This window comes from Pantoea nemavictus (assembly GCF_037479095.1).
Lineage (GTDB): Bacteria > Pseudomonadota > Gammaproteobacteria > Enterobacterales > Enterobacteriaceae > Pantoea > Pantoea nemavictus.
The window spans coordinates 432,648-458,128 of record NZ_JBBGZW010000002.1 but is presented as its reverse complement, the minus strand read 5'-3'; the positions used below and the strand labels follow the sequence as shown (position 1 = coordinate 458,128).

Annotated in this window: 19 protein-coding genes; 14 read left to right on the top strand and 5 right to left on the bottom strand. The window is 55.9% G+C overall.

Going from position 1 to position 25,481, the window contains the following annotated elements:
* The first annotated feature begins 36 nt into the window (after positions 1 to 36).
* The 11 genes from WH298_RS21690 (at position 37) to WH298_RS21640 (ending at position 13,096) form a co-directional block, all read left to right on the top strand.
* Positions 37 to 2,094, top strand: a complete 2,058-nt coding sequence (locus tag WH298_RS21690; protein ID WP_180824007.1) for a hydantoinase/oxoprolinase family protein — start codon at positions 37 to 39, stop codon at positions 2,092 to 2,094.
* Positions 2,091 to 4,118 carry a hydantoinase B/oxoprolinase family protein gene (locus WH298_RS21685; protein ID WP_180824006.1) on the top strand — a complete coding sequence of 676 codons (2,028 nt, stop codon included), beginning with the start codon at positions 2,091 to 2,093 and terminating at the stop codon, positions 4,116 to 4,118. Before WH298_RS21690 ends, WH298_RS21685 begins: the two co-directional genes overlap by 4 nt.
* Positions 4,105 to 5,181 (top strand): ABC transporter substrate-binding protein, encoded by a 1,077-nt coding sequence (locus WH298_RS21680; RefSeq protein WP_180824005.1) that lies wholly within the window; start codon positions 4,105 to 4,107, stop codon positions 5,179 to 5,181. Before WH298_RS21685 ends, WH298_RS21680 begins: the two co-directional genes overlap by 14 nt.
* Positions 5,178 to 6,260, top strand: coding sequence for an ABC transporter ATP-binding protein (locus tag WH298_RS21675; protein WP_180824004.1), 1,083 nt, complete (start codon positions 5,178 to 5,180; stop codon positions 6,258 to 6,260). Before WH298_RS21680 ends, WH298_RS21675 begins: the two co-directional genes overlap by 4 nt.
* Positions 6,260 to 7,126 (top strand): ABC transporter permease, encoded by an 867-nt coding sequence (locus WH298_RS21670; RefSeq protein WP_180824003.1) that lies wholly within the window; start codon positions 6,260 to 6,262, stop codon positions 7,124 to 7,126. Before WH298_RS21675 ends, WH298_RS21670 begins: the two co-directional genes overlap by 1 nt.
* The gene (locus tag WH298_RS21665; protein ID WP_180824002.1) at positions 7,119 to 7,925 is read left to right on the top strand and encodes an ABC transporter permease; all 807 of its coding nucleotides are present in this window, start codon (positions 7,119 to 7,121) and stop codon (positions 7,923 to 7,925) included. The genes WH298_RS21670 and WH298_RS21665 overlap by 8 nt, the downstream gene beginning before the upstream one ends.
* Before the next feature lie 235 nt (positions 7,926 to 8,160).
* Positions 8,161 to 8,859 (top strand): hypothetical protein, encoded by a 699-nt coding sequence (locus WH298_RS21660; protein ID WP_180824001.1) that lies wholly within the window; start codon positions 8,161 to 8,163, stop codon positions 8,857 to 8,859.
* A gap of 198 nt (positions 8,860 to 9,057) precedes the next feature.
* Complete coding sequence (locus WH298_RS21655) at positions 9,058 to 9,537, top strand: Hcp family type VI secretion system effector (protein WP_049853256.1); 480 nt, start codon at positions 9,058 to 9,060, stop codon at positions 9,535 to 9,537.
* A 1,039-nt stretch (positions 9,538 to 10,576) separates the two neighbouring features.
* A complete protein-coding gene (locus tag WH298_RS21650; protein WP_180824000.1) occupies positions 10,577 to 11,056 on the top strand; it encodes an Hcp family type VI secretion system effector in 480 nt (159 codons plus the stop codon).
* Between the two features lie 31 nt (positions 11,057 to 11,087).
* The gene (locus tag WH298_RS21645) at positions 11,088 to 11,606 is read left to right on the top strand and encodes an O-acetyl-ADP-ribose deacetylase (protein ID WP_180823999.1); all 519 of its coding nucleotides are present in this window, start codon (positions 11,088 to 11,090) and stop codon (positions 11,604 to 11,606) included.
* Between the two features lie 278 nt (positions 11,607 to 11,884).
* On the top strand, positions 11,885 to 13,096 hold the full coding sequence (locus WH298_RS21640; RefSeq protein ID WP_180823998.1) for a DUF4236 domain-containing protein: 1,212 nt from the start codon (positions 11,885 to 11,887) through the stop codon (positions 13,094 to 13,096).
* Between the two features lie 181 nt (positions 13,097 to 13,277).
* On the opposite strand, the gene malG is transcribed toward WH298_RS21640, so the two are convergent.
* Genes malG through malE form a run of 3 tightly spaced genes read right to left on the bottom strand, consistent with a single transcriptional unit; the run spans position 13,278 to position 16,949 of the window.
* Complete coding sequence (gene malG / locus WH298_RS21635; RefSeq protein WP_007885946.1) at positions 13,278 to 14,168, bottom strand: maltose ABC transporter permease MalG; 891 nt, start codon at positions 14,166 to 14,168, stop codon at positions 13,278 to 13,280.
* Positions 14,169 to 14,177: 9 nt separating this feature from the next.
* Positions 14,178 to 15,698, bottom strand: coding sequence for a maltose ABC transporter permease MalF (gene malF, locus WH298_RS21630; RefSeq protein WP_180823997.1), 1,521 nt, complete (start codon positions 15,696 to 15,698; stop codon positions 14,178 to 14,180).
* Positions 15,699 to 15,758: 60 nt separating this feature from the next.
* Positions 15,759 to 16,949: a maltose/maltodextrin ABC transporter substrate-binding protein MalE gene (gene malE / locus WH298_RS21625; RefSeq protein WP_180823996.1), complete on the bottom strand. Its 1,191-nt coding sequence runs from the start codon at positions 16,947 to 16,949 to the stop codon at positions 15,759 to 15,761.
* A gap of 363 nt (positions 16,950 to 17,312) precedes the next feature.
* Between malE and malK the strand changes: the two genes are divergently transcribed.
* The 3 genes from malK (at position 17,313) to malM (ending at position 20,786) form a co-directional block, all read left to right on the top strand.
* Positions 17,313 to 18,422: a maltose/maltodextrin ABC transporter ATP-binding protein MalK gene (gene malK / locus WH298_RS21620; RefSeq protein ID WP_061719670.1), complete on the top strand. Its 1,110-nt coding sequence runs from the start codon at positions 17,313 to 17,315 to the stop codon at positions 18,420 to 18,422.
* A gap of 41 nt (positions 18,423 to 18,463) precedes the next feature.
* Positions 18,464 to 19,765 (top strand): maltoporin, encoded by a 1,302-nt coding sequence (locus tag WH298_RS21615; protein ID WP_049853262.1) that lies wholly within the window; start codon positions 18,464 to 18,466, stop codon positions 19,763 to 19,765.
* 97 nt (positions 19,766 to 19,862) lie between these two features.
* Entirely contained in the window at positions 19,863 to 20,786 is a 924-nt protein-coding gene (gene malM / locus WH298_RS21610) for a maltose operon protein MalM (protein WP_007885962.1), read from the top strand.
* A gap of 245 nt (positions 20,787 to 21,031) precedes the next feature.
* Here the strand turns inward: malM and malQ are convergent, their stop codons facing one another.
* Together malQ and malP are read right to left on the bottom strand one after the other, a co-directional pair.
* Positions 21,032 to 23,074, bottom strand: coding sequence for a 4-alpha-glucanotransferase (gene malQ / locus WH298_RS21605; RefSeq protein WP_238344501.1), 2,043 nt, complete (start codon positions 23,072 to 23,074; stop codon positions 21,032 to 21,034).
* Between the two features lie 8 nt (positions 23,075 to 23,082).
* Positions 23,083 to 25,476, bottom strand: a complete 2,394-nt coding sequence (malP, locus tag WH298_RS21600) for a maltodextrin phosphorylase (RefSeq protein WP_180823994.1) — start codon at positions 25,474 to 25,476, stop codon at positions 23,083 to 23,085.
* Positions 25,477 to 25,481 lie beyond the last annotated feature (5 nt).

Sequence of the window (25,481 nt, the reverse complement as noted above, 5' to 3'; positions counted from 1 at the left end):
ACAACGCTAAGTCACCAGTAATGCAGGAGAATTAAGGTGGATAACAGCCCCGCAGCCGGAGCGACAGTCGGCGTGGATGTCGGTGGAACCTTTACCGATTTTGTTTTATTTGATCCGCAACGCCAGCAACGCTTTTTCCATAAACAGCCCAGTACGCCTGCCGATCCCGCTCTGGCAGTAAGAGACGGGCTGCGCGCCGTGCTGCTAAAGAGCGGCCTGTCCGCCAGCGCATTGTCGCTGGTGTTGCACGGCACCACGCTTGGCCTTAACGCCATCATCCAGCGGCGCGGCGCTGACATCGCGCTGGTGATCAGCAGCGGGTTTCGCGATGTGCTGGAGATCGCCCGTGCGCGGATGCCGTCCTCTTTTGATTTTCATGCCGATCGTGAACCGCCTTTTTTACCGCGTCAGCGCGTGCTGGAGATCCCGGCGCGCTTTAGTCCCGCCGGTGAGGTAACGCAGTGGCCAACGGAGGATGAGCTGGCCCGCGTCGCTGCCGATGTGTTGCCGCTCAAGGTCAGCGCGGTGGCGTTGGTCACCATCAACGGCTACGCCAACCCAACGCGTGAAGCGGAACTGGCTGCCGCGCTGGCCGCCAAGCTGGGTGAGGTGCCGGTGCTCTCCTCGGCGCAGCTGTGGCCGGAAATTCGTGAATATGAACGCACGCTGGTGGCCGGGCTTAATGCCTATATTCAGCCGCTGATGCAGCGCTACTTTAACCGGCTGAGTGATTTACTGGCGCAGCAGGCGATTGAGGTTCCGTTACTGATTACCGCCTCCAACGGCGGCGTGCTGCCGCTGGAGGCTGCGCATCAGCGTCCGGTCGATACGCTGCTTTCGGGGCCGGCTTCCGGGGTGATCGCTGCTGCGCATCTGGCTGCAGGTACGGGGTTTGTCTCCTTTGACATGGGCGGTACCAGTAGCGACATCTCGCTTTCCGAATACGGCGAGATCGAACGCGTTAACCGCACCGAAATTGGCGGGCTGCCGCTGATTTTGCCGGTGGTGGGGGTTTCGGCGATTGGTGCGGGCGGCGGTTCTATCGTGCATGTCGATGATTTCGGCATTCTCAAAGTCGGGCCAGCAAGCGCGGGCGCCGATCCGGGGCCGGTTGCCTATCGGCGCGGAGGAAGCCAGCCCACGCTGACCGATTGCTATCTGATAAGTGGCATCTTATCCGCTGACGCGGCGCTGGCGGGAACCATTACGCTGGATCATGCCGCCGCCCATCGCGCACTGAGTGCGTTGGGCAAACCCTTAGGTTTGGATGCCGAACAGGTGGCGAGCGGCGCAATGGCGGTGGCGACGGCGCAGATGGCAACCGAATTGAATAAAGCGCTGGCGCAGCGCGGATTAACCGCAGACGAATTAACCCTGATTCCCTTTGGCGGAGCGGGTCCAACGCACGCCAACTTTTTCGCCGAAGAGGCGGGCATCCATCGCATTCTGGTGCCGCTGCGTCCTGGTACTTTCTGCGCCGAGGGGGCGATCAGTGCCGATATTCGCCGTGACTTTGTGCGCAGCCTGCGTATTAACGTCACGACGGAAAGCTACGGCAAAATCGCGCAGACCGTTGAGGAGCTGCACCAGCTGGCGCAAACGTGGTTTGCCCAACAGGCCAGCCGCCTCAGCAATCACGTCCAGTATCGGGTGGAAGCGGATATGCGCTATGCCGGCCAGGCTTATGAGCTAAGCGTTAATCTCGATAGCCCGCAAGCGATCAGCCATCAACAGCTGCTGACGCGTTTTCAGCAGCTGCATCAGCAGCGCTATGGGTTTAACACGCCGGATGCGGCCATCGAACTGACTACGCTGCGCCTGTCATTGAATGCTGCGCTGCCGCGTCCGACGGACAAACCGTTTAGCGCCGATGTACAAAATCAGCAACCCGGTTTGCGTCCGGTTTATCTGCGCGCAGGTTGGGTGAACGCGCATATCTGGCAGCGCGTAAACGTCGGCCAGGCGATCCATATCGACGGTCCGGCGGTGATTGAGCAAGATGATACCACCACGCTGATCTTGCCTGGCTGGACGGCACGCGCCGATGACAGCGGCAATCTGCTGATCACGCGTGTAACGGAGGATGCGGCATGAAACTGGATGCCATTACCCTTGAAATCCTTAATCAAAAACTCACCGCGCTGACTGAAGAAATGTGCCACATCCTGCAGCGCACCGGTCGCACGCTGTACGTAAAAGAGACCGCAGATTTTTGCTGCGCGATAGCCGATTTACAGGGCCGCTTCTTTGCCTATCCGAAAGGCATCGGCGTTTCCGGTTTTGTCGGGTTGAATGCGCTCACCGCGATTCAGGCGGTGGGCGATGTCGCGCCCGGTGATGTGATTCTAACCAACGATCCCTGGCGCTCGCGCGGGCTGGCCACCCACCTGCCGGATTTGCAGGTGCTGGCGCCGTGGTTCATCGACGGGGAGTTGGTGGCGTGGGGCTGGGCCTTTTTGCACGCCTCGGACGTGGGCGGCCGCGTGCCGAGCAGCATCTCACCGACTAATAGCGATATTTATCAGGAAGGGCTGCAAATTCCGCCGGTTAAGTTGCTACGCGCCGGCGAACTCAATCGCGATGTGATGAATATCCTCACCGCCAACAGCCGCACGCCTGATGCGATTGCCGGTGATATTCAGGCGATGCTGGCCGCGCTCAATGCCGGACGCGATCGCCTCAATCGTATCGTGGCGCAGCATGGCGTAAACAACGTGGTGCAGGCGCAGCAGGATCTGCAGGCTTACTCCGCGATTCGCGCGCGTCAGGTGCTGCGCCGCATTCCCGACGGCGTTTACCCGTTTGAAGATTACCTTGATGATGCGGCGGGCAGCGGTTTGCCGGTGCGGCTCGCCATCACCGCCACCTTCAACGATGGCAACGTGCATCTCGACTTCACCGGCAGCGACGCGCAGGTAGCCGCAGCGATCAACATTCCCAGCCACGGCGATCCGCATGCATGGCTGACGCTGCGTATTCTGGCGCTGGTGTGCACGCTGGATAAAGGCGTACCGCTGAATGCCGGTTTGCTGGCACCGGTGACGCTGTTTGCGCCCGCCGGTTCGCTGGTCAATCCGCATTATCCGGCAGCGGTGGGCGTGCGCCACGCGGCGGCGGTGCGGGTCAACGATCTGCTTAACGGCTTGCTGGGCCAGCCTTTGCCCGAGGTGATGCCTGCCGCCAGCGGTGGCACCATCATTCCGCTGGTGATTGCCGAAGTGGCGCGTAATGGCCGCGAGCAGAATGTGCAGGTGATTGAACCGATGGTCGGCGGCGGCGGGGCGCGCTTTGGTCGCGACGGCATCGACGGGCGCGACAACAGCATCTCCAACCTGGCGAATAATCCGGTGGAGATGGTGGAAGCGGAAACCCAGGTCGAAATCCGCCAATACGCGTTGCGACCGGGTTCTGCTGGCGCAGGCCAGTGGCGCGGCGGCATGGGCCAGCAGATTCGCGTGCGCATTCTGCAGAATGACAGCACGCTGCTGGCGCGCGGCATGGAGCGTATGCTGTTCCAGCCGTGGGGCGTGCAGGGCGGCCAGCCCGGTCAATCGACCACGCTGACGCTCAATCCTGATGCAAACGGCGGCGCGTCGCTCGGTAAAATCGATCTGCTGAGCGTCAATGCCGGTGACGAAGTGCTGCTGCAAACGCCCGGCGGCGGCGGTTGGGGCGATCCCTTTAAGCGCGATCCACTGGCGGTACAAAACGACGTTACTAACCAGTTGCTGAGCCATGCCGATGCGGCGCAGCACTATGGCGTGGTGTTGACCGATCGCGGCCTGGATGTAGCGGCCACCGCTGCCTTACGCAACTCACCGCGCGAAACCTCCTCCTCCTTCGGCGTAGCGCGCGATAACTGGCAGACGCTCGTCGACGGCGATGCACTGACGCGCCTTAATCAGCTGCTTTATCCACTCAGTCCGGCCGAGCGCCAGCGACATCGCTCAGCGGTTTTTGCCGCAGCGCTGGCGCGGTTACCGGCTAACTTTCCCCGCTCAACGTCTCCAGAGATTGCCACAGCGCGCCAGGCGTTTGCTGATGCGCTGCGTGCGCTTGAGATTGAGCTTTCAGCTTTTATTACTTCAATACCAGGAGATGGCCATGCGCCTCGTTAATAACAAAAAAATCCTGCTCACCGCGCTGGTGGGCATGTTGATCAGCGGTGCGGTGCACGCGGCTGAAACCAGTGATTCAGTGATCGTCGGGGTTTACGGCGGTGACTGGGAGAAAAATATCCGCGCTTCCGGTCTGGAGCAGTTTGCCAAAGATAATCACCTTAAGCTCACCGTGGTGCCCGGCGCTGATGCCGAATGGTTTGCCAAGCTGCGTGCCGCCAAAGGCCGTCGCTCACCGTATGACGTGGTGGTGTTCCAGCCCGATACCGTGCAGCGCGCCCAGGCGGCGGGTTTGCTGCAGCCGCTTGATGCCAAGGATATTCCCAACCTGAATAATCTGTACAAAAGTGTGCAGTCGCGCTTTGTTTATGACAATCAAACCTACGCCGCCGCCTTTAGCCTCGGCCAGCTCGGACTCGCCTATCGCAGCGATCTGGTGAAAACGCCGCCGAAAAGCTGGCTGGATCTGTGGAATCCGGAATACAAAGGCCACGTGGCGATTTCATCGCCGACTTACGCCGCCGGTTTGCAGTTCTTCGCAGGCCTGGTGCACGCACTGGGCGGTGAGCTGAATCAGCCTGCCGCAGTGGATAAAGCCTTTGCCAAACTCGGGGAACTGCGCGGCAACGCGGTGGCCTTCCCGGACAGCCCGGGCGCGATTCAAACCTTGCTGGAGCGCGGCGATGCGTGGGTGGTGCCGTACTGGGATGGCCGCGTCTTTGCGCTAAAGCAGCAGGGCATGAAAGTCGATTTCGTCTATCCGTCCGACGGTCCGGTGGTCGGCGCGGCCAACTGGGTGATTCCAAAGGGCGCGCCGAACCTCGCCAACGCCTACAAAGTGGTAAACGCCATGTCGGCGCCTGAAGTGCAGAAAGCCTTCTCCGATAAATCACTGTATGGCATGACCAACAAGGACGTGCAGTACAGCGACAACCTGAAGAAACAGGTGAAAGTCGGTGAAGAGGCGTACAGCAAATTGATCTGGATCGATTACAGCACTGCAACGCCGCAGCTGGCGGACTGGACGCGTCGCTGGAGCCAGGCGCTGGGCGGTGCGAAATGAGTTCAGTCGTCATTGACGGCGTAGCGCGGCAGTTTGATAACCACCGCGCCCTGAATGACGTCAGCATCACCATTGAGCAGGGCGAGTTTTTCTCCCTGCTTGGGCCAAGCGGCTGCGGCAAAACCACACTGCTGAATATCATCGCCGGATTTTTGGCGCCCAACCGTGGCCGCGTATTGATCGGTGGCAAGGATGTCACCGCGCTGCCGCCGTATCAGCGCCACATCGGTATGGTGTTTCAAAACTACGCGCTGTTTCCGCATCTGAGCGTGGGCGATAACGTCGCCTTTGGCCTCAAGGTGCGCAACGTGTCGCGCATTGAACAGCAGCGCCGCGTCACGGAAGCGCTTAAACAGGTGCGACTGGAAGGGCTGGCGCAGCGTATGCCGCATCAGCTTTCTGGTGGGCAACAACAGCGCGTGGCGATTGCGCGCGCGTTGGCCATCGAGCCGCAGGTGCTGTTGCTGGATGAACCGCTATCGAATCTGGATGCGCGCTTGCGCAAGGAGATGCAGGACGAACTGCGCGCGTTGCAACAGCGCGTCGGCATCACCACGGTGCTGGTGACGCACGATCAGGAAGAGGCGCTTACGCTATCCGATCGCATCGGCATTCTCGGGCAGGGCGAACTGCAGCAGATTGGCGCACCTTCCGAGCTTTATCGTCAACCGGCGAATCGCTTTGTCGCGGAGTTTGTCGGACAGGCCAATCTGTTCCATGTCGCCGCGCAAAACGGACTTTACCAGGCGCGCGATCATTTCGTCGCCGCTGGGCAGGCGCTGCAACTCAGCGCCGCGCAGCCAGCAAGCGCGTCATCGTTGCTGATTGTGCGTCCGGAGCGCGTGCAATTCTCAACCGAACCGCAGGAATTTGCCAGCAACGGCAGCGTCGCCAGCGTGAAAGAGGTGAGTTTTGCCGGCGCCACCTTACGTGTGGTGTGCCAGCTGCCGGGCGGTGGCGAGATCCGCGTGCAGCCAGCGGAAGCACATTTTTCACAGCTGCCCGCACCCGGCGATCGCTGCTATCTACACTGGCAGGCGGCGGATGTTATCGTGCTGCCCGCGCTGGAGCACGCCTGATGAAGATCGCCACGCGTAATCTATTTCCCTGGCTGCTGCTGACGCCATCGTTACTGTTTCTGCTGCTGTTTTTGCTGGTACCGCTGCTGCTGCTGTTCGACCAAAGCCTGACCAACGTCGATAGCCTGCTCAATCCGCTGCCAGGCAACAGCCTGGCGCAATATGTGACGGTGTTTGCGGATCCGCAATATCTGCACGCGCTCTGGACCACGCTGTGGGTGTCGTTGCTGACCGCCGCCATCACCGTACTTTTAGCCTGGCCTGCGGCGTGGCTGCTGGTGACAACGCAACGGCGCGGCTGGCGCACGCTACTGTACGTCATACTGATTTCGCCGCTGCTCACCAGCGTGGTGATCCGTACTTTTGCGTGGATTGTGCTGCTGGCGCAGAACGGATTGATCAACGGTTTCCTGCTGTTTACCGGCCTGATTCCGCAGCCGCTCAGCCTGTTGTGGAACATGAATGCGGTGATCATCGCCTATGTGCAAGTCATGCTGCCGTTTGCCGTGCTGCCGTTGATTACCTCGTTAAACGAGATTGCGCCTTCGCTGCGGCTGGCGGCGATGAGCCTTGGCGCGACCCCAGCGGCCACCTTCCGTCGCGTCGTTTTACCCTTGACGCTGCCCGGCATGCTGACTGGGTTCATCATCGTCTTTTCCCTCGCGGCGGGCAGCTACATCACGCCGTTGCTGATTGGCGGGCGCTTACAGCCGCTGCTGCCGATTGCCATTTATCAGCAGGCGATGCAGATCGCCAACCTGCCGCTAGCCGCAGCGCTAGCGCTGACGTTGCTGGTGATGACGTTGATTGTCGCCGGGATTGCGGGCGTATTCCTGAAACGCTGGGAGAAGAAGAATCATGGATAACACTCAAAGCCTATCGCAGCGCCTGACGCAGTTCGGCGTGACGCTGGCTGGCATCGTGATTTACGCCTTTTTAGCGCTGCCGGTGCTGGTGATTGTGCTCTCGGCGTTTAGTCCGGAACCTTATCCGCAGTTTCCGCCGCAGGGATTTTCGCTGCGCTGGTTTAGCGCGTTATTGCAGGATGATGGGTGGATTGCATCGCTGTGGATCAGCACCTTGCTGCTGGTGGTGGTCACGCCGGTTACCGTGGTGCTCGGCACCTTTGCCGCCTGGTCGCTGGCGCGGCTGGATTTCCGCTATCGCGAAGCCCTGCAGGCTTTTATTCTGTCACCGCTGATGATTCCGCAAGTGGTGCTGGGCATTGCGCTGCTCTACGTGCTGACCGCGGCGGAAATTGCGGGAATGATCAGCGGGTTGGTGATTGGTCATGTGGTGGTAGCGCTGCCCTATGTGGTGCGCACCGTCAGCGTCAGTCTGGCGGCGATGGATAAACGCCTTGAAGCGGTATCGATGAGTTTGGGCGCGGGTCGCTGGTATACCTTTCGGCACGTCACGCTGCCGCTGATTAAGCCCGGCATTCTGGCCGGTGCGGTATTTGCGGCGGTGACCTCTTTTGGTGAAGTTTCGGTGAGCCTGTTTCTCAGCGCGCCAGACACCATCACCGTGCCGGTTCGGGTATTCAACTATGTCGATCAGACCTTCGATCCCACGGTGAATGCTATTTCGGTAATCTTTATCATCTTCGCGGTGCTGATTTTGATGGTGATTGAGAAAACGATTGGGTTAGTGAAGTTGAGTTAGCTCGTTAGCTTATCGCCGCCGTGATGGGGAAATAACGGATTCGTTGCGCAGTAAACAATGAATATTGTATTTGCTGAACCATCTCAGAAATTTCTTTAGTTAAACGAGTAAACCGTACTGGTAAGTGCGGTTTTTTTTATGAATACGGATCACAACTGGCTAAAATTTAGCTTCAGTGAATTTTATTATGCCCCTATAGTTTTCGTGGTTAACGGAATTAACTATAGGGATGTATATGTACCACAGTGATGCGGTCATACGGCAGCTTCAGGCGCAAAGGATTCTGGCAGAAAAGCTCGACAACGCTGTTTCAGGCGTTATTGATGCAGTTTCGGATCAAGTCAGCAAGATCAATAAAGGGGCGACCCGGCTTTCATTTTATGCATCGTGTTTTACTGATGAATATATGGACGTCTGTAAAAAACAGGCGATCGAAGATAAGCGTTTCATGTTGGGAATGGTACAGTTAGTAAAAGACCGGCGCATAGTTTTCGAACTTCTAAAAACCTACATCGAATATCAGCTTGAGAACCGTTCTATGCGGCAGATTGCGGTAATTAAAAGCCAGCTGATGCGGTTGAATATTCACATTGCGGCAAGCACGCTGACATCAAACGCCTTTGCGGTCGGGGCGACAATGGCAGTGATTGTGGCAATGAATATCAGGTTTCCGGTTGCCAAAAGTATTGGTGGTTATTTTGGCGACGCAGTGGGGGTGCTGACAATATACGGTATTGTCCAGAATGCGGTAGAAAGCGCCAAAAGGTTGCAGGTCATGCATCCGGCTTATTATCAGGCGCTATACATACGCAGGCTTGAAATGATGTATTTTCTCATTGAGGACGAATTTATCCGGGCAGGTGCGCTCACGAATAAAAGGCTTTCCGAATATGAACTCGCTCAGGTGCTCGCGAAACTAATGGGAAAGGCATGAAACGTTTCCTAAAGCAATGGCTGAGGTCCCAATCAAAAATGCTGCTGCGTATCTACGTGCCGGTTATTATTACCGTGCTGTACGGTATGTTCAAATTTTACCTATACCCCGACAGCGGCATGCTGAGCGTGGGGATCGTTTACCTGTGTGCGTATATTTTTGTTGTTTATAAATGTCGAAAACTTTAAAGGATTAAATATGTCAACTCCAGCACATCTCTGGTTAGAAGATGAAAGCGGTTCGCCAATTGTGGGTTCGTGCATCATGCCGACCAGACTCGGTTCGATAGAGCTCAACTCAGTCATGCACAATATTACCATCCCGGTGGATCCGCACACCGGAAGGCTGACAGCCACACGGATTCATGCACCGATATCCGTTCAGAAGGAGTTCGATAGAACAACGCCGGTGCTTTTTCGTGCATTGTGCCAGTGCAGAGCGCTGAAATCTGCGACCATCAAGATGTACCGAATTAACGAAGCGGGCATTGAGGTTGAGTATTTTAATATCCACCTGGATAACGTCAAAATCTCCAGCATTTCACCGGCTCTGCTGCCAAACGGCCAGACCAGCACGCATCTGGAAAATATTGAGCTACGATATGAAACGATCACATGGAAATATGTGGACGGAAATATTGTGTTCAAGGATGGATGGAATGAGAGGATGATTGCTTAGCTTCTGGCTAATACAGCTGACGCTGAGGATTAGAAATAGATGAAAAGAATAGTATTGCTCAAAGACGATATAACCAAAGTATCAGCAGACGTATTTTTGAACGCGACAAATACCTCCTGAGCCGTTTTTAACGGGTAGGCGAATAAGACACTGAATCGTTTCGTTTCCCTATATCAGCACCGGGGTACATAGATTTCCTAAAACGTTGAAGACTGAGATTTAGCTTCACGGTATAGTATCATTGCCCTATGGTTTGCAAGGTTAATGGAATTAAAATAGGGATATATATGTACCACAGTGATGCAGTCATAAAACAGCTTCAGGCGCAAAGGATTCTGGCAGAAAAATTCGACAACACAGTTTCTGGCGTTATTGATGCAGTTTCCGGTCAGGCCAGTAAGAACAATAAAGGGGCGATCAGGCTCTCCTTATCACGCATAATATATACGTGAGCTCTAAATGATGCATTTCCTTATCGAACCTTCATTCATGCGCGCTGATGCGCTAAAAAGCCACTCGCTTTCAGATCACGAAGTCGCTGAGGGATTGATTAAGTTATTAGGGAAATAATGAGGAAATTTTTAAAACAATGGTTTATATCAGAATCGAAATTTCTGATCTGCACTTACGTGCCGATAGTATCAACAATAATTTTTGCGCTGCTACACATCTACTTTTTTCCAGATAGCAGTATGTTAGGTGTAGGGATATTTTATCTGTGCACTCTTTCATTTGTTATCTACAAATGTCGTTAAATTTAATAGTGAAATAGAGTATGTTTAGCGTGCTGAAACATAATGCTCTTCAGGTTTGCATACGAGTAGGTTGGAGTGAACTAGGATGGGGTATTTGAAGAGATGGTTAGTAGAACAATTAAAATTGTTGTTATGCATCTATGTTCCGGTTTTATGTGCACTCGTATTTGGTGTGCTTAAAGTTTATTTTTATCCCGAGAGTGGAATAATGAGCGTGGGCCTTGTATATCTTCTCACGCTAATAATTTCTGTTTATAAATTTCGCTAAATTCAGAGGAATTAATATGTCAACTCCAGCACATCTCTGGTTAGAAGATGAAAGTGGTTCTCCGATTATGGGTTCGTGCATGATGCCGACAAGACTGGGTTCGATAGAGCTCAACTCGGTCATGCACAATATTACAATTCCGGTGGATTCGCATACGGGAAGGCTGACAGCCACACGAATTCATGCACCGATATCCGTTCAAAAGGAGTTCGATAGAACAACGCCGGTGCTGTTTCGTGCATTGTGTCAGGCCAGAACGCTGAAATCAGCGACCATCAAGATGTACCGAATTAACGAAGCGGGTATTGAGGTTGAGTATTTTAATATCCTCCTGGATAACGTCAAAATCTCCAGTATCTCTCCGGCCCTGCTGCCAAACGGCCAGACCAGCACGCACCTGGAAAATATTGAGCTACGATATGAAACGATCACATGGAAATATGTGGACGGCAACATTGTGTTTAAGGATGGATGGAATGAGAGGATGATTGCATAGCCTTTGGCTAACCCTGAGGAGTAGAACTAACATGAACAAAATAGCATTATTTAAAGACGACATAACCAAAGTTCCGGCAGACGCTATTGTGAATGCCGCCAACACCTCTTTGCTGGGCGGAGGCGGGGTTGATGGCGCCATCCATCGGGCAGGCGGGCCAGCGATTTTGGCTGAATGTCAGAAAATCAGGAATCGGCAAGGTGGCTGTAAAGTCGGGGATGCAGTCATCACTACGGCGGGAGATTTGCCGGCAAAATATGTCATTCATACCGTTGGACCACACTGGCATGACGGGCAACATGACGAAGAAACGTTGTTAGAAAATGCCTATCTGAACTGTTTTAAACTGGTAGAAGAGTATGGCCTTCAAACCGTTTCGTTTCCGAATATCAGCACCGGTATATACAGATTTCCTAAGGCATTGGCGGCTGAGATCGCATTGGGCGTAATTAAGCAAAGTTTGCGTGATAACTCCAAAATCGAGCGAGTCAATTTGGTATGCTTTGATGAGGAAAATCACGACATTTATTCAAAAATGCTGGCCCAATAAAGTTCTGATTAATTCACTCGGTAAAAGGCTGCTTAAAGGAGTTGATGGCGACGATTTTCACCGTGTTTCACCTCTCAAGTAAATTGGGCAAACGATGTATGCCGATTACAATCATTAGTTAAAATGCTCACTGACTCAGTCGATAAACATCCGCATACTGTTAGCGTGATATTTGCGGTAGGGTAGATAAGGTCAATGACTATTCTGTTGACGCAGTAAGACGGGAATAATGGCAACAGTTGACCCACATTCAATAATTATAAGGAATAGTTAGTAACATGGGATTTAGGTTTCGAAAATCGATTAGCATTATTCCAGGTGTAAGGATGAACCTGAGCACCTCCGGTGCGAGTCTGAGTGTTGGGCCGCGAGGGGCCTCCGTTTCATTTGGCAAGTGCGGTACTTTTGCCAATCTTGGGCTTCCAGGGACAGGGCTGAGCTACCGTACCCGGCTCGACCGGGCAAGTGCAGCGAGCAGAAAACGTAATGCCTCTAAACAAGAGGACCCTCATTTACGGCAAGAGCTTGAGCAAGAGCTTGAAGCGCTTAATCAGGCAGTAGACGATATTGTGAATATCTATCTTCTTACACCTGATCCTCGCATGGGGCATTCCTACTCCGAGCTGGAATCGCATTATCGCCAGTTGATGTTGCAGCCCTACAATGTGCCTGCACCTGTCCGTCCCGAAAAGCCCGCTCCCCTTGTTGCCCCTGAACAACCTGAAGACAACCAAGGCCGAAGTCTTATTGGCCGAATATATGAATCAGCCTCTGCGCGGCAGGAACGGCAAACACAAAATATTGAGCAATGGCAACGCAAAGTCGAAGAGTGTAAACAGGAAAACGAACTTCATTTGAAGCGATATCAGGCGATGCGCCAGGTCTGGGCGGAGCAGTACGCTAACTGGCAATACGATGCGGCTGAGCATGAAAAAAAGATTGCGAGTAAAGCGATTAACATTGCATCTCAATTCGCCAGCGATAATAACTATTTCGAATCACTTCTGTCCGAAGTCATTCAGGCTGCTGATTGGCCACGCGAGACGCTAGTGTCGTTTCAGGTAAATACTTCCACGTCTGAAATCCTCATGGAAGTGGATTTGCCAGAGCATGAAATGCTGCCCAATTTATCGGTGCGGGTGAATGCCCGAGGCACAGAGATCATTGAGAAAGAGTTGTCACAAAAGGCCATGCGAGAACGTTATGCTCTTCATGTGCACGGGATCGTATTGCGGCTGGCTGGCATGGCTTTTTGCGCGCTGCCTTTCAATACAGTTATCGTCAGCGGTTTTACTCAGAGAATTAGCAAACAGACAGGGCACCTTAATGACGAATACATCATATCCTCACGTATTGAACGTCATTTATTTGAAAGGCTCAACTTTAGTAATCTGGAAAATGTCAGCCCAATTGAAGCATTCGATCAATTCCAAACACAGCGTCGCATGAGCACTACTTTCATTTTTCAGCCAGTTACACCTATTGCTTAAGAATGTAGTCGCGACCTTTATTACCCGGGAACCATAACCTTTTTGACGCGATTGCATTCATTTTGTCTAAATCTCGTGGCAGAAGGTCTTTTGATAACCCCCGCCAAATAAAAAAAGCGGCCCTCAGGCCGCCAAAAACCTCAATTGCAGTGAACATTGAGGAAGGAGGGCAATAATTAGGTTAGCCTTTCACGCCACCGGCCGTCAGGCCGCTGACCAGCCAGCGTTGTGCCAGTAAGAACACCAGCGTAATGGGAATCGCAGACAACACCGCCGCTGCGGCAAAGTCGCCCCACAGATAGTTCTGCGGGTTCAGATATTGCTGCATGCCGACTGCCAGCGTGTAGCTGTTCACATCGCGCAACAGCAGCGACGCAACCGGCACTTCGGTCACCGCGGCGATAAATGCCAGAATAAACACCACCGCCAGAATCGGCACCGACAGCGGTAACAACACCAGGCGGAATGCCTGCCACGGCGTGGCGCCATCCAGCGCGGCGGCTTCTTCCAGCGATCCATCGATGGTTTCGAAATAGCCTTTAATGGTCCAGACGTGCAGGGCAATGCCGCCAAGGTAGGCAAAGATCACACCGCCATGGGTGTTGAGGCCGATAAACGGCAGATATTGCCCCAGGCGATCAAACAGTGCATAGAGCGCCACCAGCGACAGCACAGCGGGGAACATCTGGAAAATCAGCATGCCTTTTAACAAAGTTGCGCGCCCGGCAAAACGCATACGCGCAAAGGCGTAGGCGCAGGTGGTGGAGAGCGCCACAATACCGACGGCGCTGATGGCGGCGATCTTCACCGAGTTCCACAGCCACAGCAGCACCGGGAACGGCGGTGGCGTGACGCGTCCGTCGGCGTGCTCTACGCTGAAGCCTAGCGCTAGCTGCCAGTGTTCCCAGGAAATCTGCTCCGGAATCAGCGAACCGGTAGCGAAGTTACCGGCGCGCAGTGAGATGGCGAATACCATCAGCAGCGGAAACAGAATTCCCGCAATAAACATCAGCAGCAGCAGATGCGTCATTAACAGACGCAGCTTTTGCGACTTGGGTTGCACCATAGCCATAACGCCTCCTTAATCGAATTTCATCCGCACGGCTTTCAGATTGATCACCGCCAGCGCACCCACCAGCAGGAAGATCAGCGTGGCGATGGCTGCCGCCAGGCCAAAGTCCTGCCCGCCGCCGCCTTCAAACGCAATACGCCAGGTGTAATTCACCAGTAAATCGGTGTAGCCGGCTGGCGTAGTGGTGCCGATACGATCCGGTCCGCCGTTGGTCAGCAGCTGCACCAGTACAAAGTTATTAAAGTTAAAGGCAAAACTGGCGATCATCAGCGGCATCAGCGGCTTTAACAGCAACGGCAGGGTAATCAGGAAGAAGTTCTGCAGCGGCCCGGCACCGTCCATCGCCGACGCCTCATAGAGATCGTCCGGAATGGCTTTCAGCAAGCCCATGCAGAGAATCATCATGTAGGGATAACCGAGCCAGGTATTGACGATCACCAGCATGGTGCGCGCCAGCGTCGGATCGCTAAACCACGCGGGCTGGAAGCCGAACAGCGCTTTCAGCATCACGTTGATTTCACCGAAGCTCTGGTTGAACAAGCCTTTGAAAATCAGTATCGAGATAAACGCGGGCACGGCGTAAGGCAAAATCAGCATCACGCGATACACCGCTTTGCCTTTCAGCGCTTCCCACTGCACCAGACATGCCAGCACCATGCCGACCGCCACGGTGAGAATCACCGTCACCAACGAAAACAGTAGCGTCCAGCCAAAGATGGCCAGAAACGGCTTCTGAATCCCTTCATCGGTAAACACGCGGATGAAGTTTTTCCAGCCGCTATTCACCGTGAAGCCCGGGCTGAGCGCTTCACCGCTGGCGTTCTGATAGAAGCCGGTGTCACGATTGGCCTGATATAGCGCGCCGCTTTGCTGATTTTTCAGATCGCCGTTAGGTTGCAGCACAAACAGCGGACGCGTGCCGGAGAACTGGCGCAGCGAGCTCATTACCACGCGACGACCATCCGGCAGTTCTGCCTGAATCTGGTTCAGCGCCTGGCGATTAGTGGTGACGATGCGCAGCGTGGCACGTTCACCGGCAGGCGGCGGGGCGCTGGTGAGTTTCAGCTGTTGCGCGCCGCCAAAGGCAAACGCAGGTGAGACGAAAGTTTGCCCGTTGGCGGCTTCTGTCAGTACCAGCTGCCAACGATCGCCTGCCGGAAACAGCGAGAAATTGAGCGCCGAGCCATCCTGATATTGTCGACTGAGCAACACCTGTTGCGCCCGCTCCAGCGTCAGCTGGTTGGTGCTGCTGTAGTTAGTGAAGGCAATCGCAACGGTACAGGCGAGGGGAAACAGCACGAACAGCGCCATGCCCGCCAGTCCGGGATAGACATAGCGCCAGGCGTAAGCGCGACGATTAGCATAAATCCAGATGCCGACGGCGCTAATAATCAGCGTCACCAGCGCAAACAGATATTCACCTTTTGCATACATCAGCACGAGCAGATAGCCGACCAGCAGACAGCAGATACCGAGAAAAAGAGCCTTCAGCACGGCGCTGTAGCGTGCTGTTTTCGGTTTTCCTGACATGATGCGGTTTTCCTTAACAGCCAGTAACGAGCCGGAGCGATCCGGCTCTGGTAGAGAGGATTACTTGTTGAGACGCGCCTGCGCATCTTTCAGTGCCGCGTCCACGCTTTGACGCCCGCTCAGCGCATTCAGCGTTGCGGTGCGCATGGCGTACCAGAAGGCGGCCATCTGCGGAATGTTTGGCATGATGTCGCCGTTACGCGCGTTATTCATGGTGGCGGCGATGCGTTCATCCTTCTCTAGCGTCTGCTGGAAAGACTTCAGCGCCACTGCGCCCAGCGGCTTGTCTTTGTTGACGGCATCAAGACCGCTATCGGTTAGCAGGTAGTTTTCCAGGAACTCTTTCGCCAGCTCTTTATTTGGGCTAGCAGCATTGATCCCGGCACTCAGCACGCCGACAAAAGTTTTGGACGGTTTGCCGTTGAGCGTAGGCAACAACGTGACACCGTAATTTATTTTGCTCTTATCGATGTTGCTCCACGCCCACGGACCGTTAATGGTCATGGCGGTTTGCCCCTTGTTAAAGGCGGCTTCGGCGATGGAGTAATCGGTGTCGGCATTCAGCGTTTTGGCTTTCACCTGATCGACGAGGAAGCTCATGCCTGCTTTAGCACCGGCATTATCGACGCCGGTATCCTTCACATCGTAGCGGCCATCGTTAAGTTTGAACGCATAAGCGCCACCCGCTGCCAGCAGCGGCCAGGTGAAGTACGGCTCCTGCAGGTTGAACATCATGGCGCTCTTGCCTTGCGCGCGCATTTTCTTATCCAGCGCGGCGATCTCTTCCCAGCTTTTTGGCGGCTCAGGTAGCAGATCTTTGTTGTAAATCAGCGATAAAGACTCAACTGAAATCGGATAACCGATCAGCTTGCCGTTGAAGCGCACCGCGTCCCAGGTGAAGGGGAAAATCTTCTGCTGGAAATTGGCATCCGGTGAGATCTCCGCCAACAGGCCGGACTGCGCGTAACCGCCAAAACGGTCGTGCGCCCAGAAGATGATGTCCGGTCCGTCGCCGGTGGCGGCCACCTGCGGATACTTCTCTTCCATTTTGTCCGGATGCTCCACCGTCACCTTAATGCCGGTCTCCTGCTCAAACTTTTTACCCACTTCAGCCAGGCCGTTATAGCCCTTATCGCCGTTGATCCAGATGACCAGCTTTCCTTCTTCAATTTTGGCAACGGCGGAAGCTGAAAACAGCACGGCCGTCAGGGCGGAAAGGGCAAGCGTGCGTGCACCGGTTTTCATTGTCATAACTCCATCCTGTTAGCGGAAACGGAAATCGTTTTACCCGCCACATTGTGAGCCTCTGCTGCGGCTTCTCATCCTCCCCGGCTCTACGCCTGCGGTGCATCTGATGTGATCTGCGTTGCAAAACAAGCGGGTTATCACGGACTGGCGCACAGAATCGCCGCTCATCTCTGCGTTATCGATCACAAAAACCCGCGGCGGCGGCGTTGCGCCGTGCTTGCCCTGGCGTTCTCCTCCTCCCGTCTCCTCCCCCACACAGATGCGCTGCGGTGGAGGATGTCGGCCCCAATAACCTTGCCCATAGTTGTCGCCGGGGTCTGTCCGCCGACTTGCGGACAAGGATGAGTGAGCTGAGAGGAAAACATCATGTCGAGCGTTACGTTGCGCAGTGTCTCTAAGGTCTGGGGCGAAACCGAGGTGTCGAAAAACATCAGCCTGGAGATCGCGGAAGGCGAGTTTGTGGTGTTTGTCGGGCCGTCGGGCTGCGGAAAATCGACGCTGCTGCGCATGATTGCCGGTCTGGAAACCATCACCAGCGGCGATCTGTTTATCGGTGACAAACGCATGAATGAGGTGCCGCCGGCTGAGCGCGGTATCGGCATGGTGTTTCAGTCCTACGCGCTGTATCCCCATCTTTCGGTGGCAGAGAACATGTCATTTGGCCTGAAGCTGGCCGGTACGCGTAAAGCGGAGATCCAGCAGCGGGTCAACCAGGTGGCGGAAGTGCTGCAGCTGGCGCATCTGCTGGAGCGACGTCCTAAAGCGCTTTCCGGGGGGCAGCGCCAGCGCGTGGCGATTGGCCGTACGCTGGTGGCGGAACCGCGCGTGTTTTTATTGGATGAGCCGCTCTCCAACCTCGATGCGGCACTGCGTGTGCAGATGCGGATTGAGATCTCGCGCCTGCATAAGCGCCTGAAGCGCACCATGATTTACGTCACCCACGATCAAACCGAAGCGATGACGCTGGCCGATAAGATCGTGGTGCTGGATGGCGGACACGTTGCGCAGGTCGGCAAGCCGCTCGAGCTTTATCACTATCCCGCCAATCGTTTCGTCGCCGGTTTTATCGGCTCGCCACGCATGAATTTCTTACCCGTAAAAGTCACCGCCACCGCCATCGATCAGGTTCAGGTGCGCTTACCCAACACCCAGCTGGTGTGGCTGCCGGTCGACAGCGCTGGCGTGCAGGTGGGCAGCAACATGTCGTTAGGCATCCGGCCCGAGCATCTGCTCTCCAGCGATATTGCCGATGTCACCCTTGAAGGTGAGGTGACGGTGGTCGAGCAGTTGGGTCACGAAACGCAAATTCACATCCAGATTCCCGCTATTCGTCAAAGCCTGGTGTACCGCCAGGAGGACGTCGTGCTGGTAGAAGAGGGCGCCCTGATGGGTATCGGCCTGCCGCCAGAGCGTTGCCATCTTTTCCGTGAAGATGGCAGCGCCTGTCGCAGGTTGCATCAGGAGCCCGGTGTTTAGCCCTGCAAAACAATAAAAGCAATGACCTCAGGAGATAGAAAATGTTAACTCTGCGCAAACTCCCTCTCGCGGTTGCTATCGCGGCGGGTACGCTCTCTGCCCCGTCGATGGCAGTCGATTTTACCGGCTATGCCCGTTCCGGCATCGGCTGGACCGGCAGCGGCGGGGAACAGCAATGTTTTCAAGCCACCGGTGCTCAAAGTAAATACCGTCTGGGCAACGAGTGTGAAACCTACGCTGAACTGAAACTGGGCCAGGAAGTGTGGAAAGAGGGCGATAAAAGCTTCTATTTCGATACCAACGTCGCCTATTCGGTTTCTCAACAAAATGACTGGGAAGCGACTTCTCCGGCATTTCGTGAAGCCAACGTGAAAGGTAAAAATCTGATTGAAGCCCTGCCTGGCTCCACCATCTGGGCCGGTAAGCGTTTCTATCAGCGTCATGACGTCCACATGATCGACTTCTACTACTGGGATATCTCCGGTCCAGGTGCCGGTCTTGAAGATGTTGATCTCGGCTTCGGTAAGCTCTCATTCGCCGCCACGCGCTCCTCTGAAGCGGGTGGTTCTTACACTTTCTCCAGCGATCAGATCCGCGACTACGCCACCAGCACGGCGAACGACGTGTTTGACGTGCGCCTGGCCGGGCTTGAAACCAACCCGAACGGCGTGCTGGAACTGGGCGTAGATTATGGCCGTGCCAATGCGCGTGACGGCTATCGCCTTGAGGACAATGCCTCCAAAGATGGCTGGATGTTCACCGCAGAACATACCCAAAGCATGATGAAGGGCTACAACAAATTCGTGCTGCAATACGCCACCGATGCGTTGACCTCGCAGGGCAAAGGGTTGCCGCAGGGCACCAACATCAACAACAGCGGCAGCATGTACCGCGTGCTCGATCACGGTGCGATCAATCTCGCCGATCGCTGGGATCTGATGTATGTCGCCATGTACCAGAATACCGACCTCGACAACAACCGCGGGACCGAGTGGTACACCGTGGGCGTGCGCCCAATGTACAAATGGACGCCGATCATGAGCACCCTGCTGGAAGTGGGCTACGACAACGTGAAGTCACAGCAGGTTAGCGAGCGCAATGGCCAATACAAAGTGACGCTGGCGCAGCAGTGGCAGGCCGGCGACAGCATCTGGTCGCGCCCGGCACTGCGTTTGTTCGCCACTTACGCCAAGTGGGATGAGAAGTGGGGCTATAGCAAAGACAGCGCAGGTGATTTGACCTCATTTGCGTCTAACGACAGCAGCGGCAACGGCATCTTAACCAACAGCCGTGGCAACAACGATGAGTGGACGTTCGGTGCGCAGATGGAGATTTGGTGGTAAAGCTCCCGCTGATGACCTGACTGAGACCATCTCTTTTCGGCGCGGCGCGCCATTGCCTGGTTCGCGCCGCTGCCTGACAGCTTTTTGAGGTAGCACAATGAAAATGAAAAAAACGGTTTTTGCGCTGTGCCTAAGTGCGGCGCTGCTGGCTGGCCAGAGTTTACCGGCCTTCGCCGAGGTGAATCTGGTGCCACAGGATCTCTCCGCTGCACCTACCATTCCGCCCGCCAGCCTGCAGACGCTAAGCTGGTTGCCGGTCGATACGTCGCGCACCCAGGTTAGCACGTTGGCGGAAAATGGCGCCAACCTCAACGCTGCGGGCGTAACGGGTTCGGTCGCGGCCTACAGCCTGCCGGCAAACATCGGTGAACTCACCATTACGCTGAGCAGCGAAGTGCATCAGAATCAGGTGTTTGCGCCGAATGTGCTGGTACTGGATGAGAACATGCGCCCGGCGGCCTGGTTTCCGGCGCGCTTTTTTACCTATCAACAACCGGGCGTGATGGCAGCCGATCGTCTTGAAGGCGTAATGAAGCTGACGCCTGCACTTGGACAGCAAAAGATCTATCTGCTGGTATTCACCACCGAGAAAGATCTGATTGAAACCACCACTTTGATGGATCCGGCGAAGGCGTATGCCAAAGGCACCGGCCATGCAGTGCCGGATATTCCCGATCCCATTGCCCGTCATAGCCGCGCAGGCACGCTTAAGCTCAAAGTGAAAACCAGCGCAGGCTCGTCGATTTTAGTCGGGCCGCTGTTTGGTTCATCGGGCCCCGCGCCGGTGACGGTCGGCAATACCCAGCCGGTGGCGCCTGCGGTGTACCATGCAGCCGCTGCACCTGAAGCCAAACGTGAGCCGATCATGACCGATACCGAAGGCTATTTTAATCAGAACATCCGGCAGGCCGTCGATCAGGGCAACATTGATAAAGCGTTGAAACTGCTGGATGAGGCCGAGCGTTTAGGCTCCACCTCCGCGAGGAAAGTTTTTGTCAGCAGTGTTAAAGGCAAGGGGTGAAGCACCCCGACAGTGCTGATTTGTTCCATCTGGTGCGCTGCGGCGCACCTTTTTTTTGCCTGGTGTGTGCTGGCTGTCCCCCATCCCGGCCTTCCCCCGCTTGCGGGGGAAGGAGACGCTGCCACATGCAGCTTCAGAACTCACATATAGCAGCATCTTCCTCCTCCATTTATGGGGGAGGACCGAGGAGGGGGACAGCCAGCACGGTCAGCCAGCACGGACCGAGGCTCGAATCAATACAAAAATTAAACCCGCTTTCGCCGACGATCGATATCTGCCAGCAACGCGTTAATCTGCGGGTCAGCAAACATCTCCTCCAGCGAGGCGCTGAGCTTGCGCCGCCAGTTGGGGTAGTGCGTGGTGGTGCCGGGAATATTCACCGGGGCGGCCATATCCAGCCAATCCTCGGGCTGCAGGCCCAACAGCGCGCTGTGGCTGTCAGCCAGATAGCGCTGCATCGCTTCACTTAACGCCCGATTCATCACCTGCGGCTCGCGCTGTGCTGCCAGACATCCGCTGCGTTGCAGGCTGCTGAACAGCGCGCGACGTGCGGCTAGACGCGCCTTGTTGAGGCCGGCCAGAATCTGTTTATCGGGATACAGCCCAAGCTCGCTGCCCAGGCGTAGATCGTCACTTTGCCACCAGCCGCGCAGCGTCGGCATATCGTGCGTGGTGGCCACCGCCATGGCCTGACGTGGCCAGTGCGATGGCGAGCGAAATGCCGTTTTTGACGTCTGTTCAAAGTAGAGCACTTTGTAGGAGTAGACGCCCGCCTGCTGCAGTTTGCCGACGATCGCCTGTGGCACCGTTCCCAAGTCTTCACCAATCACCATGCACTGGTGACGCTGGCTCTCCAGCGCCAAAATGGCGAGCAGATCGTCGATGGGATAGTGCACGTAGGCGCCTTCGGCAGCACTTTCGCCCTGCGGAATCCACCACAGGCGCAGCAGCGCCATCACGTGATCGATACGCAACGCGCCACAGTCGTGCATGTTGGCACGCAGCAGCGCTATCCACGGCTCGTAGGCGCGCGCCTGCATCACCTGCGGATCCATTGGCGGCAATCCCCAGTTCTGGCCCAGCGGCCCGAGAATATCCGGCGGTGCGCCCACGCTGGCTTGCAAGCAATACAGCTGGCGATCGCTCCAGGTTTCCGCGCCGCCCTGCGCCACGCCAACCGCTAGATCGCGATATAAGCCAATCGGCATCGCATAGTGCTGGCAAACCGCCCAGCACGCGGCGAACTGTTCGGCGGCCAGCCACTGTAACCACAGATAGAAACGCACTTCATAGGTGTGCTCGATACGGAATGCCCGCACCGCCGCGCTGTCTGGCGACTGTAATTCCGCAGGCCATGTCGTCCAGTCGTAGCGCTGCGCATCCTCGGCGATCTGCGCGGCGTGTAGCGCGTCGAAAACGCCCTGATGCAGCAAACTTTCCCCGCCTTGCGCCATAAAGGTGTCAAAAGCGACCACCTGTTGGTCGTCCGCCGCGCGCTTTCTGAAGTGCTGCCATGCGAGACGCAGTGCCGCCAGCTTCAGCGCGGTAACGGCAGAGTAATCAACCCACTCAGCGTCACGCGCCGCCTGTAACGCCTGCTGCGTAGTCGGCGAGTGCCACCAGCGCTGCGCTTCCTCACTGTGTTGAAAATCTTGCACGGCGGCGACATCGATATACAGCATATTGAGCCAGCGACGTGAAGAGGGGCTATAGGGGCTGGCGCTTTCCGGTGTTGCCGGGAACAGCGCGTGCAGCGGGTTGAGGCCAATACAGGCGCCGCCGCGCTGCGCGACCTCTGCCAGCATCTGCTGTAAATCGCTGAAGTCGCCGATCCCCCAGTTAGTCGCTGAGCGCAGGGTATAAAGCTGAATGCAGGCGCCCCACAGCGAGTTGCCCTGAACGATGGCGGGCGGCTCGTAACAACGAACAGGCGCGACAATGATCCGGCAGTGCAACGGCTGCGGATGCGCGTTAACGCTGAGCTGGTGATAACCATACGGTAGCGATGGCAAACGGATCGGCTGGCTGGCGATGCAGCTGCCATTCCAGCTCTCGCCCTGTTCACTGACCAGTTGCCAATCGGCGGTGACGCCAGGCGCGGGCAGCACTATTTCAGCCTGCTCGCCCTGGACGATCAGCACCGGCGGCAACGGCGATACCGCTGGGCGGGCGGGGTGCATCGCCGCCAGCAGACGCTGGCGGGTAACTGGAGAGACAGACTGCAAACGACCATGCGCATCGATGTAATCGGTGGCAATTTCCGGTGCGGGATTGAATGTTGGTGTCATGGTGCTACTCATCGCGCGGCCTGCCAGATACGTTGCTGATAGTCGCGAACTGCGCGATCGGCGCTGAACATCCCGCAGCGCGCAGTATTAAGAATCGCGGCGCGCGTCCAGCCATCCTGGTCGGCCCATAAAGTTTCTGCCTGCGCCTGGGCATTCAGGTAGTGACGGAAATCGGCCAGCACCAGATAAGGATCGCCGCCTGCCGAGCTGAGGCTGTGCAGCAGGGGCGCGAAGGCGCTGACATCACCGTCGCTGAAGGTGCCATCCTCTAACGCTGTGAGCGCGCGATCGAGCTGCGCATCTTTTTTGCGCCACCCATCGGGTGAGTAACCCGCGGCTTTTAACGCGCTGACCTCGTCCACGGTATGGCCAAAGATAAAGATATTTTCGCTGCCTACCTGTTCGGCAATCTCTACGTTGGCGCCATCCAGCGTGCCAATGGTCAGGGCGCCGTTGAGCGCCAGCTTCATGTTGCCGGTGCCTGATGCCTCTTTACCCGCTGTGGAAATTTGCTCGGATAAGTCCGCTGCCGGAATCAGTCGCTCGGCAACCGATACGTTGTAATCCGGAATAAACACCACTTTAAGGCGATCGCCTATGCGCGGATCGTTGTTGATGGTGGCTGCGACTTTGTTTATCGCGTAGATAATATTTTTCGCCAGCACATAACCCGGCGCGGCTTTCGCACCAAACAGCACCACGCGCGGCGCCAGATTGGCCTGCGGATCGCTCACCAGCGTTTGCCATAGCGCAATGGTATGCAGCAGCGCCAGATGTTGACGCTTGTACTCATGCAGACGCTTGATTTGTACATCAAACAGCGCCTGGGGATTGACCCTAATGCCGGTGCGTTCGGCGATCCAGCGCGTCAGCGACAGCTTGTTTTGCTGTTTAATCGCGCGGTATTGTGCCTGGAATGCCGCGTGGTCGGCGTAAATTTCTAGTCCTTTGAGCTGATCAAGATCGGTCAGCCACGGGCGATCGAGCGTTTTAGTGATCAATGCCGCCAGCGCCGGGTTGCACTGATTTATCCAGCGGCGCGGCGTAATGCCGTTGGTGACGTTATGAAACTTTGCTGGCCACAGCGCGTGATATTCCGGGAACAGATCTTTCACCACCAGCTGCGAGTGCAGCGCCGCCACACCGTTGACCGCAAAGCCGCTGGTGACGCAGAGATTAGCCATGCGCAGCTGGTTGTTGTGTACCAGCGCCAGCTTCGCCCAGGTGGCGTCATCACCCGGCCAGCGCGCCTCAACCTGCTTTTTCAGCTGGGCGTTCAGGGTGTTGATGATCATCAGATGGCGCGGCAGCAGGGCGCGCACCATGCGCACATCCCAGCATTCCAGCGCCTCAGGCATCAAGGTGTGGTTGGTGTAGGCAAAAGTGCGCTGCGTAATCTGCCACGCGTTTTCCCAGCTGATTTGATGCTCATCCAGCAGCAGACGCATCAGCTCCGGGATCGCCAGGGTTGGATGCGTGTCGTTGAGCTGAATCACCTCATAATCGGGCAGGGATTCAATGCTGCGCCCGGCGCGATGATGACGACGCAGGATGTCCGCCAGCGAACAGGCACACTGAAAATATTGCTGCATCAGGCGCAGCTTTTTGCCGTTGTCATGATTGTCGTTGGGATACAGCACTTTGGTGAGTTTCTCTGCGTCGATACCTTGCTGTTCAGCACGCAAAAAATCGCCGTTATTAAAACGCTGCAGATCAAAAGGCTGAGCATGTTTCGCTTGCCACAGGCGCAGCGGTTGCGTCACACCATTTTGGTAACCCACCACCGGCAGATCCCAGGCCTCACCGCGTATTTGCACCGCCGGTTGCCAGCGATGCACACCGTTTTGCGTCATGACTTTGCCGCCCAGGTTAACCTCGACCGTGAGCGCCGCGTTGTGGCTGAACCACGGATAGCAGTCGCGCTGCCAGTCATCAGGCAGCTCTTGCTGGGCGCCATCGACAAAATGCTGGCGAAACAGGCCGTACTGATAGTTGAGTCCGTAACCGGTAGCGGGTTGTCCCACTGTCGCCATCGAATCGAGGAAGCAGGCCGCGAGGCGACCCAGCCCGCCATTACCCAGCGCCGGATCGGTCTCACGCTCTTCAATCTCACTCAGCGAAATATCCCATACGGCCAGCGCCTCGTTTACCGCGTCATACCAGCCAAGGTTGAGCAGATTGTTGCCGGTCAGCCTGCCAATCAAAAACTCCATCGAGATGTAGTTAACGTGACGCTGTGTGGTCGCCGCAGGCGGCGCGGACCTCTCTGCCAGCATATCGGCCAGCGCGCCACTCAGCGCTTGCCACCACTGATCAGGCGTCATCTCTTTAGCGTCGTGCAGACCAAAACGCTGCCACTGTCGGGTCAGCGCTTGTGTAAAACGAGAGCGATCAAATTTCATAGCCG

Excerpts from the sequence above, each read along its gene's own strand:
- WH298_RS21685 (WP_180824006.1), top strand. The coding sequence starts at position 2,091 with ATGAAACTGGATGCCATTACCCTTGAAATCCTTAATCAAAAACTCACC.
- WH298_RS21680 (WP_180824005.1), top strand. The coding sequence starts at position 4,105 with ATGCGCCTCGTTAATAACAAAAAAATCCTGCTCACCGCGCTGGTGGGC.
- WH298_RS21675 (WP_180824004.1), top strand. The coding sequence starts at position 5,178 with ATGAGTTCAGTCGTCATTGACGGCGTAGCGCGGCAGTTTGATAACCAC.
- WH298_RS21670 (WP_180824003.1), top strand. The coding sequence starts at position 6,260 with ATGAAGATCGCCACGCGTAATCTATTTCCCTGGCTGCTGCTGACGCCA.
- WH298_RS21665 (WP_180824002.1), top strand. The coding sequence starts at position 7,119 with ATGGATAACACTCAAAGCCTATCGCAGCGCCTGACGCAGTTCGGCGTG.
- WH298_RS21660 (WP_180824001.1), top strand. The coding sequence starts at position 8,161 with ATGTACCACAGTGATGCGGTCATACGGCAGCTTCAGGCGCAAAGGATT.
- WH298_RS21655 (WP_049853256.1), top strand. The coding sequence starts at position 9,058 with ATGTCAACTCCAGCACATCTCTGGTTAGAAGATGAAAGCGGTTCGCCA.
- WH298_RS21650 (WP_180824000.1), top strand. The coding sequence starts at position 10,577 with ATGTCAACTCCAGCACATCTCTGGTTAGAAGATGAAAGTGGTTCTCCG.
- WH298_RS21645 (WP_180823999.1), top strand. The coding sequence starts at position 11,088 with ATGAACAAAATAGCATTATTTAAAGACGACATAACCAAAGTTCCGGCA.
- WH298_RS21640 (WP_180823998.1), top strand. The coding sequence starts at position 11,885 with ATGGGATTTAGGTTTCGAAAATCGATTAGCATTATTCCAGGTGTAAGG.
- malG (WP_007885946.1), bottom strand. The coding sequence starts at position 14,168 with ATGGCTATGGTGCAACCCAAGTCGCAAAAGCTGCGTCTGTTAATGACG.
- malF (WP_180823997.1), bottom strand. The coding sequence starts at position 15,698 with ATGTCAGGAAAACCGAAAACAGCACGCTACAGCGCCGTGCTGAAGGCT.
- malE (WP_180823996.1), bottom strand. The coding sequence starts at position 16,949 with ATGACAATGAAAACCGGTGCACGCACGCTTGCCCTTTCCGCCCTGACG.
- malK (WP_061719670.1), top strand. The coding sequence starts at position 17,313 with ATGTCGAGCGTTACGTTGCGCAGTGTCTCTAAGGTCTGGGGCGAAACC.
- WH298_RS21615 (WP_049853262.1), top strand. The coding sequence starts at position 18,464 with ATGTTAACTCTGCGCAAACTCCCTCTCGCGGTTGCTATCGCGGCGGGT.
- malM (WP_007885962.1), top strand. The coding sequence starts at position 19,863 with ATGAAAATGAAAAAAACGGTTTTTGCGCTGTGCCTAAGTGCGGCGCTG.
- malQ (WP_238344501.1), bottom strand. The coding sequence starts at position 23,074 with ATGACACCAACATTCAATCCCGCACCGGAAATTGCCACCGATTACATC.
- malP (WP_180823994.1), bottom strand. The coding sequence starts at position 25,476 with ATGAAATTTGATCGCTCTCGTTTTACACAAGCGCTGACCCGACAGTGG.